Origin of the sequence: Ideonella sp. A 288 (assembly GCF_002198735.1) — a bacterium.
In the GTDB taxonomy this organism is placed as follows: Bacteria; Pseudomonadota; Gammaproteobacteria; order Burkholderiales; family Burkholderiaceae_C; genus Pseudaquabacterium.
Genome location: NZ_MWLO01000104.1, coordinates 10668 through 22878, shown reverse-complemented (window position 1 = coordinate 22878; position 12211 = coordinate 10668). Strand labels below are relative to the sequence as shown.

Genomic DNA, 12211 nt, shown 5'->3' with positions numbered 1-12211 from the left:
GGGCGCACCGGTGTCATCAGACTTTAACCGAGTCACTGCGGCCGTGGCAGGGCCAGTTGCGCCCTGGCCAGCAGCGCGCGCCCGCGCACATGGCAGCCGTCGAGGTGGTCGTTCACCAGCCCCATCGCCTGCATGAAGGCGTACACGGTGGTCGGGCCGACGAAGCTCCAGCCGCGGCGCTTCAGGTCCTTCGACAGCGCCACCGATTCGGGCGAGGTGGTCATGGCGCGCAGCGCCTCGGTCGTCATGCGCGCGGGGCGCGTGGCCGGCGCCGGCTCGAAGCCCCACACGTAGGCCGCCATCGACCCGAACTCGCGGCGCAGTTCGAGCACGCGGCGGGCGTTGTTGATCGTCGATTCGATCTTGCCGCGGTGCCGCACGATGCCGGCATCGGCCAGCAGGCGCGCCACGTCGGCCGCGTCGAAGGCGGCGACGCGCTCGGCGTCGAACTCGGCGAAGCCGCGGCGAAAGGCCTCGCGCTTGTTGAGGATGGTGAGCCAGCTCAGCCCGGCCTGGAAGCCTTCGAGGCAGACCTTCTCGAACAGCCTTCGGTCGTCGGTGACCGGGTGGCCCCATTCGGCGTCGTGGTAGTGCCGGTAGGCCGCGCTGGCCTGGCACCAGGGACAGCGCGCCAGCCCGTCGTCGGCGACGTACAGGGCACTGGCCCCGGCAGCCTCGGCGGCTGGCGGGAGGGAGGGCGGTGACGTGTCGGACATGGTGTGGTCAGGCGCCGATGGCGTGGCGCGCCATCGTGCCACAGTCCGCCGCCGCCCCCCTCCGTCGGCTGCGCCGGCATGGGCCGACCGAACCACTCTGCCGGCAGCTACCGCCTCGACGCGGTCGAGCGGCTGGTGTCCAGCGACGCCCGGCGGGCGCTGGACACGTCTTTCACGGAGACTGCCGGCATCACCGCCATGCGGCGGCTGACCGGCCCGCCCGGCAGGCTCAACGTGCGGCCGGTTGTTCAGGGCAGCGAGACAGGGTGGGTGAAGACCCAGTCGCGGTCCTTCACCGGCGTGTGGCAGCCCACGCATTCCTGCACGAAACCGGCGTCCTTGCCGTAGGGCTTCTGGTCCTTGCCCAGCCAGCGGGCGTAGCCCCAGCCCCCGGTGGACGCGTACTTGTCGCTTTGCTTGAGCATGAACTCGGCGTGGACGAAGGGGCCCGGCTCGGTGGCGGTTTCCCACTTGTCGTGCTTGACGCCCTTCCAGACCATCTTTCCGAGCACGGTGCCGTCGGGCCACGGGTTGGTCTTGCCTTCGCGGGCGGCCTTCACGGCCACGTCGTTGCCCAGCACCGCGCGCAGCGTGTTGTTGTCCGAGCGGTGGTGCACGCTGAGCACGCGCCAGTCCTTGTAGCCCTCGGGCAGCGTGATGCCGTTCGGCGCCGGGTCGGCGGACCAGGCGGCCGACGAGGTGGCCAGGAGCAGGGCGAGGACGGACGGTGTGAAGCGCATTGGGGCCTTGGCTGGGTGGAGGGGATCACTCTATACGGAGCGGGGCGATGCCTTATTCCCGCGATGGCCGCGCTTCGGCCGGCGGCGCCGAGGTCACTGCCCATGCCGGTCATCGCCGGGGGGGCGATGGCACGGGTGGGCCGCGGCGGGTGCCACAGGGTGCCGACGGAGTCGGCCTGGGCAACGGCCCCCCGTGCACCGTGCGCCCGTCCGCCCGTGGGCCCCTGCGCGACAGCCCCGGATCGGCCCGGGTGCGAAGATGACCCTCCGCCGCAGACACCATCGCCCCATGCACCCCCTGCTCATCGTCCTGATCGTCCTGGCCGCCGGCGTCGGCGGCCTGTGGCTCTTCACCTTCGCCACCGCCCGCCGCGTGGAAGCCATGCTGCCGCCCCAGGGTCGCTTCGTCGATGTGCCCGGCGCACGCCTGCACGTGGTCGAGCGGGGCCAGGGCCGGCCGCTGCTGCTGATCCACGGCCTGGCCGGGCAGTTGTGCCACTTCACCTACGCCGTGGTCGACCTGCTGGCCACGCGCTACCGGGTGATCGCGGTGGACCGCCCCGGCTCGGGCTACTCGGTGCGCCTGCCCGGCGCGTCGGGGGCGCTGTACGCGCAGGCCGATGCGATGGCGGCGCTGATCGACACCCTGCAACTCGAGCGCCCGGTCGTCGTCGGCCATTCGCTGGGCGGCGCGCTGGCCCTGGCGCTGGCCCAGCGACACCCGGGGCGCGTATCGGCACTGGCCCTGGTGGCCCCGCTGACCCACACCCCGAAGGACCTGTCGCCGGCCTTCAGCGGCCTGGCGATCACCCGGCCCTGGCTGCGCCACCTGGTGGCCTGGACGGTGGCGCTGCCGGCCACCATCGCCCAGCGCGACACGATCCTCGGCCTCGTGTTCGGCCCCGAGGCCGTGCCCTCCGACTTCGCCACGCGAGGCGGCGGACTGCTGGGCGTGCGGCCCAGCCATTTCGTCGCCGCGTCCACCGACCTGGCCGCGGTGATGCAGGACCTGCCCACCATCGAATCGCGCTATCCCACGATGCAGTTGCCGGTGGGCGTGCTGTACGGGCGCGGTGACCGCGTCCTCGACCCCACCACGCAGGGCCAGGGGCTGGTCGACCGCCTGCCGGGGGCGCGGCTCGACCTGGTGGACGGCGGCCACATGCTGCCGATCACGGCCCCCGCACGCACGGCCGCATTCATCGTCGACATCGCCGAGCGCGCACTGCACGGATCGGCCGGCAGGAGCCCGTCATGACCGAACCGACCCTCACCGACCACCCGGTCAATGGCATCCGTCTGCGCGTGGCCGAGCAGGGGCGCGGACCACTGGTGCTGTTCTGCCACGGCTGGCCAGAATCCTGGTACTCGTGGCGGCACCAGATGGCCGCCGTGGCCGCCGCGGGCTACCGTGCCGCGGCACCCGACATGCGCGGCTACGGCGGCAGCGACGCGCCGGCCGACCCCGCCCAGTACACGCTGCTGCACCTGGTGGGCGACATGGTCGACCTGGTGCAGCGCCTGGGCGAGACCCAGGCCGTGATCGTGGGCCACGACTGGGGCGCGCCGGTGGCCTGGCATGCGGCGATGCTGAGGCCCGATCTCTTCCGGGCCGTCGTCGGCATGAGCGTGCCGTTCACCCCGCCGGGTCGCGTCGACCTGCTGTCCGCGCTCGAGAAGATGGGCATCACCACCTTCTACATGCAGTACTTCCAGGCGCCCGGCGTGGCCGAGGCCGAGTTCGAGCAGGACATTGCCGCGTCGCTGCGGCGCATCTACTACAGCGCCTCGGGCGACGCGCCCGATGGCACCAGCTTCGGCGTGCTGGCCCCTGGCCAGGGCTTCCTGCACCACACCGTGGACCCGGCCGTGCTGCCGCCCTGGCTGAGCGCGCAGGACCTGGCCCACTACGCCGGCGAATTCGGCCGCGCCGGCTTCCGCGGCGGCCTGAACTGGTACCGCAACCTGCGCCGCAACACCGAGTTGATGGGCCCCTGGCGCGGCTGCACCGTGCGCCAGCCGTCGATGTTCATCGCCGGCACGCGCGATGGCGTGCTGAAGTTCCCCGCGTCGAAAGCCCAGATCGAGGCCTACCCGCGGACCTTGCCGGGCCTGCGCGGCTGCCACCTGCTCGACGGCGCCGGCCACTGGGTGCAGCGCGAGCGGGCGGACGAGGTCAACGCCTTGCTGCTGGGGTTCCTGAACTCGCTGTGAGCCTGCGCGCCTCGCGCCCGGCCGAGCCCTTCGGCGAAACCGGACATGCCGAAGGCGCTCCTCGATCAACCATTGATCCAGGCCAAGGAGGCCCGTCATCCGCGGCATCCACCAGGCCTGACTGAAGGCCATTCGATGGCATCGACATAAACTTCAACCTGAATGTCCGACCTGACTTGCAGCGCGGACATCGGTCCAACCAGGGAGATTCCATGTTCAATTCTCGACGCGGCCAGATGGCCTGCATCGCCGCGGCAGCGTTGGCCTTGGCCGGGTGCGCCACCACCGAGCAATCCCGCACCGTCGAGGTCGCGAAGGTGGCTGCGGCCTCCGCCCCGGCCTACCGTGGCGCACGTGCGCCGATTTCAGTGGGCAAGTTCGACAACCGATCGACCTACCAGCGAGGCATCTTTTCGGATGGCGTCGACCGCCTGGGGTCGCAGTCGAAGACCATCCTGGTCTCGCACTTGCAGCAGACCAATCGCTTCAGCGTGCTCGACCGGGACAACCTCGACGAAAGCAAGCAGGAGGCCCAGTACAAGGCCGCTGGGCAGACGATCAAAGGCGCGGACTACCTCGTCACCGGTGCTGTGAGCGAGTTCGGCCGCAAGGAAGTGGGGGACAAGCAACTGTTTGGCCTGCTGGGCCGCGGCAAGTCGCAGGTGGCCTACGCCAAGGTGACGTTGAACATCGTCAATCCACTGACCTCCGAGGTCGTGTTCTCGGTGCAAGGTGCCGGTGAGTACAGCCTGTCGGAACGCGAGGTGCTCGGCTTCGGCAGCACGGCCAGCTACGACGCGACGCTCAGCGGCAAGGTCCTCGATCTGGCCATCCGGGAGGCGGTCAACAACCTGGTCGCGGGCATCGATGCGGGCGGCTGGAAGCCGGTTCGCTGAGGAGCCCCCGATGCATGCAACGACGACGCTGCGCCGCGCAGCAGTCTGGGGGCTGGTCTTGACACTGAGCGCCTGCGCGACGCCCACAAAGCCGATCTACCAGTGGGGCGGATACCAGTCCGCGCTCTACAACTACCTGAAGGGCAACGTCTCGGATCCGGGCGCCCAGATCCAGCAACTCGAAGCCCAGGCGCAGAGAACCCTCGAGGCTGGCGCCGCCACGCCACCGGGGCTGCACGGACACCTGGCACTGCTGTACTCCAAGGTAGGCGACGATGCCAACGCGCTGAGGCACCTGGAAGCCGAGCGCAAGCTGTTTCCGGAGTCGGCGGCCTACATCGACTTCCTGCTCAAGCGCGCGGCAAAGCCCGCGTCCAAGTCCTGAAGGGCATGCGAATGATCAAACTCAGCATCGACTGCCAGGCGCCGGTCTGGGACCGCCTCGCCGCCACGGTCCTGATGATTCTGGCTGCGCTGGCGCTGGGCGGCTGCCAGACGCCCCCGTCGCCACGCGACTACACGGCCTTCAAACAGGCCAGGCCCGCCTCGCTGCTGGTGCTGCCGCCGATCAACGACACGCCTGATGTGCTGGCCACGCCCAGCGTGTTCGCGCAACTGAGCTTTCCGCTGGCCGAATCGGGCTTCTATGTGCTGCCGGTGTCTCTGGTGGACGAAACCCTGAAGGCGAATGGCATGCACACCGCCGCCGATGCGCACCAGATCGCACCGGCCAAGCTGCGCGAAATCTTCGGTGCGGACGCCGTGCTCTACGTTGCAGTGAAGAGCTATGGCGCGGTCTACAAGCTGGTGCAAAGTGAAGCGCTCGTCGTGCTCGACGCCAAGCTGGTGGACCTCAAGTCAGGACAAATGTTGTGGGAAGGCAGCGCCCGAGCGTCCAGTGCCGAACAGGGGGGATCGAACCAGGGCGGCCTGGTGGGCCTGCTCGTCAAGGCAGTGATCGAACAGATCGCCAACAACGTGAGCGAGCGCAGCCATCCCATCGCAGGCATCGCCAGCCAGCGACTGCTGGGGGCAGGCCGACCCAATGGCCTGCTGTACGGGCCACGATCGCCGAACTACATGAAGCAGCCCTGAGGTCGTGCAGCGGGCAGCCGCGGGACCTCACCGCCCCAGGCGCAGCACCACCATCGCCGCCCCGCCCAGCACCAGCACGAAGCCGGCCCAGTCGAGCGCGCTGGGTCGGTCGCCCACCAGTGCCATGGCGCCGATCACGCCCACCACCGGCACCATCAGCGTGGTGAGCGACGACACGGTGGCGCTGAAGCGCTCGAGCAGCACGAACCAGATCAGGTAGGCGAAGGCGGTCGCCACGATGATGTGATAGACCAACGCGGCCAGCACGACGGTGGGCACCGTGTCGGGCCAGCGCTCGCCGGTGAGCGCGGCGCCGATGCCGCCGCACAGCGCGCCGATCATCAACTGCCAGCCGGTGCTGGCGGCGCGGTCGCCGGCGATGGGCCAGCGCTTGGTGAACACCGTGCCCGCCGCCCAGGCGGTGGCGGCCAGCAGGGGCATCACCAGGCCGCGCAGCGTGCGCGCATCCAGTTCGCCGGCCTGCAGGCGCTGCACCACCGGCCAGGCCAGCAGCGCGATGCCGGCTGAGCCCAGCGCCAGTGCGGCGGCGCGGCGCCGGTCGGGCCGCTCGCCCAGCAGGGCCCAGGCCATCAGCGCCGAGATCATCGGCATGGTGTAGGTGAGCACCGAGGCGCGCGAGGTGCTGGTGGACAACTGCGCGAACGCGGTGCACAGGTTGAAGCCGGCCACGTTGAGCAGGCCGGCGACGATGAGCCGGGGCCATTGCGTGGGCCACAGCGGCCGTCGCTGCAGCATCGCATATCCGAGCAACAGCAGACCGCCTGCCCCCAGGCCCACCCAGCGCAGCGTGAACGGCGGCACCACCGACAGCACGATCTTGATGATGGGCCAGTTCAGGCCCCAGCACACGGCCAGCAGCGCAGGGATCAGCGCCGGGTGCATGCGCTGTGCGCCGACCCGCGCGGGTGTCCCCACCGCGCTCACCCGCGCTCGTATCCCACCAGCACCGACACCGCGTTGGCGCCCACCTCGTCGGTGGCGTAGCCGCCCTCGAAGACGAAGAGCATCGGCACTACCAGGCGCCGCAGCCGGCGGCCGATCTCGAGGTAGTCGTCCCCGGTGAGCTTGAACTTGGAGATGGGGTCGCGCTCGAAGGTGTCCACGCCCAGCGACACCACCACCGCCTCGCAGCCGCGCTGCACGGTGGCGTCGAGGGCCTGCTCCAGCGCCGCCAGCCAGGCCGGCGCCTGCGTGCCGGCCGGCAGCGGCAGGTTCAGCGTGTGGCCGGTGCCGGGGCCATCGCCGCGCTCGTCGGCATGGCCGCTGAAGTAGGGGTAGTCGTCGTGAGGGTCGGCGTGCAGGCTGGTGAAGAAGACATCGTCGCGGCGCCAGAAGATGGCCTGCGTGCCGTTGCCGTGGTGGTAGTCGACGTCGACGATGCCCACCCGCGCGAAGCGTGCGCGCAGCGCCTGCGCCGCGATGGCCGCGTTGTTGAGGTAGCAGTAGCCGCCCATCGCGTCGGCCGTGGCATGGTGGCCGGGCGGGCGGCAGATGGCCAGCGCGCTGCCGGCGCCCTGCAGGATCGCCTGCGTGGCCGACAGCGCGCACTGCGCGCTCCAGTAGGCCGCCTCCCAGGTGCCGGCGACGATGGCGCAGCCGGCATCGAGCGAGTAGAAGCCCAGTTGCCCCTCGATGTGCCGCGGCAGCACCCTGGGGCGGCCCAGGCCGGCGTGCCAGATCATGCCCAGCGCCGGGTGCTGGTGGCCGAGGGCCTGCCAGTCGCGCCAGGCGCGCTGCAGGAAACCGACATAACCGGCATCGTGAACGTCCAGGATCGGCGACAGGCCATGGTCGGCGGGCGAGCGCACGGCGCCCAGCGCCGCCGCCTCGAAGGCCGCCCTCACCCGCTCGGCGCGGACCGGCGACTCGAAGCCGCTGACCAGCCGGCCGCCGATCAGCTCACCGTGGCCGTGGTGGGCCTGGTGGTGCTCGGTGAACCAGGCGTCCATCGCACCGGCCGTGCGCTCAGGCGGCGAACTCGAAGCCGCGCCCGGGGGCGGCAGCAAACAGCGCGCGGGTGTACTCGTGCTGCGGCGCGCCGAACACCTGGTGCGCCGGGCCGTACTCCACCACCTGGCCCTTGGACATCACCGCCAGGTGATCGCACACCTGCGAGGCCACGCGCAGGTCGTGCGTGATGAAGAGCATGGCCAGGTTGAGGCGCCCGCGGATCTCCTCGAACAGCTGCAGAACCTGCGCCTGCACCGACACGTCGAGCGCCGACACGGCCTCGTCGGCGATGAGCAGTTCGGGCTCCATCATCAGCGCGCGGGCGATGCAGATGCGCTGGCGCTGGCCGCCCGAGAACTGGTGCGGGTAGCGGTCGAGCGCGCTCGAATCCATGCGCACCAGTTGCAGCAGTTGCTTCGCGCGCACCATGGCCTCGGCATGCGACAGGCCGTAGTTCACCGGGCCCTCGACCATCGCCTGGGCCACCGTGCGGCGCGGGTTGAGCGAGCGGTAGGGGTCCTGGAAGACGATCTGCACCCGCTTGCGCAGCGGCCGAAGCTGCCCGGCCGGCATCATCGCAATGTCGTCGCCGCCATCGGCCTCGTCGGGGTCGAGCACCACCTGGCCGCCGGAGGGGTCGATCAGCCGCACCACGCAGCGCGCCACGGTGGACTTGCCCGAACCGGATTCGCCGACGATGCCCAGCGTCTGGCCGCGGCGGATCTCGAGGTTCACGTCCTTGGCCGCGTGCACGCTGCGGTGCGGGCCGAACCAGCCCTTGTCGAGGTAGGTCTTCTCCAGGCCCTTGACGCGCAGCACCACCGGCGCGGACGCGTCATTCGCGCGTTGCTTCAGGTGCAGCGTGGGCACGGCACCGATCAGCATGCGGGTGTAGTCGTGCTGGGGGCGCTGCAGCACGTCGTGCTTGTCGCCCACCTCCACCATGTCGCCCAGGCGCAGCACGGCCACGCGCTGGGCCACCTCGGCCACCACGCCGAAATCGTGGGTGATGAACAGCACGCCGGCGCCGTGGCGCTTCTGCAGGTCGAGCACCAGCTTGAGGATCTGCGCCTGGGTGGTGACGTCGAGCGCGGTGGTGGGCTCGTCGGCGATCAGCAGCACCGGGTCGAGCACCAGCGCCATCGCGATCATGATGCGCTGGCGCTGGCCGCCCGAGAGCTGGTGCGGATACGACGCGACCATGCGCTCGGGGTCGGGCAGCAGCACCTCGCGCACGATGTCGAGCACCTTCTTGCGGCGCTCGGCGGGCGACAGCTGGGTGTGCTGGGCCAGCACCTCGTCGATCTGGTCGCCGCAGGTCATGACCGGGTTCAGCGCGGTCATCGGCTCCTGGAAGATCATCGACATGCGCGTGGCGCGCAGTTCGCGAAGGCGGAACAGCGGCGCGTGGGTGATGTCCTCGCCCTGCAGCAGGATCTGCCCGCCCTTGACCGGCAGCGACTTGGGCAGCAGGCCCATCACGCTCTGCGCGATGACCGACTTGCCCGAGCCCGATTCGCCCACCAGGCACAGGATCTCGCCGCGGCCGACGGTGAAGCTGACGTTCTTCACCGCCGTCGTGCGGTCGCCGCCGCTGGGCAGCGCGATGGTGAGGTTGCGGACCTCGAGGATGGGCGCGTCAGCGGTCATACGCGCTTTGCCATCTTGGGATCGAGCGTGTCGCGCAGCCCGTCGCCGAGGATGTTGACGGCCAGCACGGTGACCGCCAGGAAGATGCCGGGGAAGAAGATGTTGTGCGGGTACTCGTTGAACTGCGCCCGGCCCTCGGCCATCACGTTGCCCCAGGTGGGGATGTCGGGCGGCAGGCCCACGCCCAGGAAGGACAGGATGGCCTCGACCAGGATGCCCGACGCACAGATGAAGGTGCCCTGCACCACCAGCGGGGCCACGCAGTTGGGCAGGATGTGGCGCAGCATGATCAGCCAGGTGGGCGTGCCCAGCGAGATGGCGGCCTCGACGTACGGCTCTTCGCGGATCGACAGCACCAGCGATCGCACCAGGCGGGTGACGCGCGGGATCTCGGGGATGGCGATGGCGATCACCACCGTGGGCAGGCTGCCGCGCCACATGGCCACCAGCGCGATGGCGATCAGGATGGCGGGGATGGCCATCACGCCGTCCATCACCCGCATCAGCGGGCCGTCCAGCCAGCGCAGGAAGCCGGCCAGCAGGCCGAACAGGATGCCGAAGGCCAGCGCCACCACCGCCGTGGCCAGGCCGACGATCAGCGACACCTGGGTGCCGTAGATGACGCGGCTGTAGATGTCACGGCCGAAGCTGTCCGAGCCCATCAGGAAGCGGTGCTTGACCGTCTCGCCTTCCAGCGTGGTGATCTCGCCGGTCTTGCCGGGCAGCAGGTCGCGGCTGGCGGGGTCGAACAGCGTGGGGTCGACCGTGCCCATCCAGGGCGCCAGCAGCGCCACCAGCACCAGCAGCAGCAGCGCCACGCCGCCGATGCGCACCGAGGTGTTCTTGCGCACCCGCGCCCAGGCGCTGGGCTGGTTGACGACGGTATGCGCCTCGACCGAGAGCGCCTCGTACTGCACGGCATCGACGGGTTCTGTCTTCACTGTCAGTACCGGATGCGCGGGTCGAAGAACACGTAGGACAGATCGACCAGCAGGTTGATCGCCACGTAGATGAACGAGAACAGCAGGATCACGCCCTGGATGGTGGGAAAGTCGCGCGCCAGCACCGCGTCCACCGTGAGGCGGCCCAGGCCGGGGATGGCGTACACCGACTCGGTGACCACCACGCCGCCGATCAGCAGCGCGATGCCGATGCCGATGACGGTGATGATGGGCACCGCGGCGTTGGCCAGCGCATGGCGCATCAGCACCGCCAGTTCGGGCAGGCCCTTGGCCCGCGCGGTGCGGATGTAGTCTTCGCCCAGCGTCTCGAGCACCGACGCGCGGGTGACCCGGGCGATCAGCGCGATGTAGATCACCGACAGGGTGATGGACGGCAGGATGAGCTGGTACAGCCACGGCCCCACGCCGTCGGCGATGCGGCGGTAGCCCTGCACCGGCAGCCAGCCCAGCTTGAGCGAGAAGATCCAGATCAGCACGTAGGCCAGCACGAAGGCCGGCAGCGAGAAGCCCAGCACCGAAAAGCCCATCAGCCCGCGGTCGAGCCAGCTGCCGAAACGCCACGCCGCCAGCACCCCCAGCGGCACCGCCACCAGCACCGCCAGCGTGATGGTGATCACCGCCAGCGACACCGTCGGCTCGAGCCGCTGGCCGATCAGCGTGGTGACCTTGGTCTTGTAGTAGAACGACTCGCCCAGGTCGCCGGTGACGACGTTGCCGAACCAGATGGCGAACTGCTCCGGGATCGACCGATCGAGCCCCAAGCCGGTGCGGATCTTGGCGATCTGCTCGGTGCTGGCGGCATCACCCGCCAGCACGGCGGCGGGATCACCCGGCGTCAGCCGCAGCATCAGGAACACCAGCACCGCCACGATCAGCAGCACCGGGATCGTCGACAGCAGGCGGCGGAAGAGGAAGTTGAGCATCGGGCCTTCGGGTGGGCCGCGGGCAAAGGGACTCGCCCGCGGCCGCGCACGGCGTGCGTTAGTTCTTCTTCAGGTTCCAGTAGATGTTGCCGTTGGTGACGAAGAAGCCGCTGATGTTCTTGCGGGCCGCCATCGGCGCATCGAACTCACCCAGCGGCGCATGCGTGGCGATCTCGAAGGCGCGCACGTGCATGGCCTCGCCGAGCTTCTTCTTGGCGCCCTCGTCGGTGGCACGCATCAACTGGTTGCGAAGCTCGACCATCTTGTCGTCGGTGGCCCAGCCGAACCAGGTGCTCTTCTCGCCACGGGTGTCCATGGTCGGGTTGCTGATCGGGTTCCACACGTCGAAGGCCTGCCAGGCGGTGAGGAACATGTGCCAGCCGCCCTTGTCCGGCGCGTCCTTCTTGGCGCGGCGGCCGACCAGGGTCTGCCAGTCCATCGCCTGCAGGTCGACCTTGAAGCCGGCCTGGCGCAGCAACTGCGCGGCCACGTCGGGCAGCTTCTGGATCGAGGCCAGGTCGGTGGGCTTCATGATGACGATGGGCGTGCCGTCGTAGCCGCTGGCCTTGAGCAGGTCCTGGGCCTTCTTCATGTTGCTCTTGGCCTGGATGTCGCTGCCCGCGGTGCTGCCGAAGGGCGTGCCGCAGATGAACATGCTGGGGCAGGACTTGTACAGTTCCTTCACGCCCACCTGCGCGCGCAGGAAGGGCTCTTGCGTCATCGCCGCCAGCGCGGCCTGCCGCACCTTGACGTTGTCGAATGGCTTGGACAGGTGGTTGAAGCGCGCCATGTACTGCAGGCCCAGGTTGGCCACCTTGGGCAACTGGACATTGGCGTCGGTCTTGACGGATTCGTAGTGGTCGAACGAGAGCTGCTCGATGATGTCGACCTCGCCCTTCTGCAGGGCATTGACCTGCGCCTGTGCATCGCGGAGCGCCAGGTTCCATTCGACGCGGTCGACGTACACCCGCTTGCCGCCGGCCGAGCCGGACGGCGGCTCGCTGCGCGGCACGTACTTGGCGAACTTGGTGTACACGGCCTTGT

The 12211-nt window shown here is 69.7% G+C and carries 13 protein-coding genes; 5 read left to right on the top strand and 8 right to left on the bottom strand.

All coding sequences use genetic code 11. The annotated features are described in order from the left end of the window. Window positions 1-32: 32 nt before the first annotated feature. Window positions 33-716, bottom strand: coding sequence for a DNA-3-methyladenine glycosylase I (locus tag EOINJALH_RS10075; RefSeq protein WP_088280225.1), 684 nt, complete (start codon window positions 714-716; stop codon window positions 33-35). A gap of 248 nt (window positions 717-964) precedes the next feature. After that, window positions 965-1456 carry a cytochrome P460 family protein gene (locus EOINJALH_RS10070; protein ID WP_088280224.1) on the bottom strand — a complete coding sequence of 164 codons (492 nt, stop codon included), beginning with the start codon at window positions 1454-1456 and terminating at the stop codon, window positions 965-967. 289 nt (window positions 1457-1745) lie between these two features. Between EOINJALH_RS10070 and EOINJALH_RS10065 the strand changes: the two genes are divergently transcribed. The 5 genes from EOINJALH_RS10065 (at window position 1746) to EOINJALH_RS10045 (ending at window position 5661) form a co-directional block, all read left to right on the top strand. Beyond that, window positions 1746-2714, top strand: a complete 969-nt coding sequence (locus tag EOINJALH_RS10065) for an alpha/beta fold hydrolase (protein WP_088280223.1) — start codon at window positions 1746-1748, stop codon at window positions 2712-2714. Beyond that, window positions 2711-3670: an alpha/beta fold hydrolase gene (locus tag EOINJALH_RS10060; protein ID WP_088280222.1), complete on the top strand. Its 960-nt coding sequence runs from the start codon at window positions 2711-2713 to the stop codon at window positions 3668-3670. Before EOINJALH_RS10065 ends, EOINJALH_RS10060 begins: the two co-directional genes overlap by 4 nt. 212 nt (window positions 3671-3882) lie before the next feature. Further along, the gene (locus EOINJALH_RS10055) at window positions 3883-4566 is read left to right on the top strand and encodes a CsgG/HfaB family protein (RefSeq protein WP_088280221.1); all 684 of its coding nucleotides are present in this window, start codon (window positions 3883-3885) and stop codon (window positions 4564-4566) included. 10 nt (window positions 4567-4576) lie between these two features. Then, the gene (locus EOINJALH_RS10050; protein ID WP_088280220.1) at window positions 4577-4951 is read left to right on the top strand and encodes a DUF4810 domain-containing protein; all 375 of its coding nucleotides are present in this window, start codon (window positions 4577-4579) and stop codon (window positions 4949-4951) included. A gap of 11 nt (window positions 4952-4962) precedes the next feature. Further along, window positions 4963-5661 carry a DUF799 domain-containing protein gene (locus EOINJALH_RS10045; RefSeq protein ID WP_199873292.1) on the top strand — a complete coding sequence of 233 codons (699 nt, stop codon included), beginning with the start codon at window positions 4963-4965 and terminating at the stop codon, window positions 5659-5661. A gap of 27 nt (window positions 5662-5688) precedes the next feature. On the opposite strand, the gene EOINJALH_RS10040 is transcribed toward EOINJALH_RS10045, so the two are convergent. The 6 genes from EOINJALH_RS10040 to EOINJALH_RS10015 all read right to left on the bottom strand — a co-directional run. Beyond that, complete coding sequence (locus EOINJALH_RS10040) at window positions 5689-6564, bottom strand: DMT family transporter (protein ID WP_088280219.1); 876 nt, start codon at window positions 6562-6564, stop codon at window positions 5689-5691. Window positions 6565-6602: 38 nt separating this feature from the next. Further along, window positions 6603-7631, bottom strand: a complete 1029-nt coding sequence (locus tag EOINJALH_RS10035) for a histone deacetylase family protein (RefSeq protein WP_088280218.1) — start codon at window positions 7629-7631, stop codon at window positions 6603-6605. Between the two features lie 16 nt (window positions 7632-7647). After that, window positions 7648-9282 (bottom strand): ABC transporter ATP-binding protein, encoded by a 1635-nt coding sequence (locus tag EOINJALH_RS10030; RefSeq protein WP_088280217.1) that lies wholly within the window; start codon window positions 9280-9282, stop codon window positions 7648-7650. Beyond that, window positions 9279-10199, bottom strand: a complete 921-nt coding sequence (locus tag EOINJALH_RS10025) for an ABC transporter permease (protein ID WP_088280240.1) — start codon at window positions 10197-10199, stop codon at window positions 9279-9281. The genes EOINJALH_RS10030 and EOINJALH_RS10025 overlap by 4 nt, the downstream gene beginning before the upstream one ends. Before the next feature lie 26 nt (window positions 10200-10225). Continuing rightward, window positions 10226-11167: an ABC transporter permease gene (locus EOINJALH_RS10020; protein WP_088280216.1), complete on the bottom strand. Its 942-nt coding sequence runs from the start codon at window positions 11165-11167 to the stop codon at window positions 10226-10228. A gap of 58 nt (window positions 11168-11225) precedes the next feature. Continuing rightward, the coding region (locus EOINJALH_RS10015; protein ID WP_234413764.1) for an ABC transporter substrate-binding protein at window positions 11226-12211 on the bottom strand (986 nt) is incomplete at its 5' end.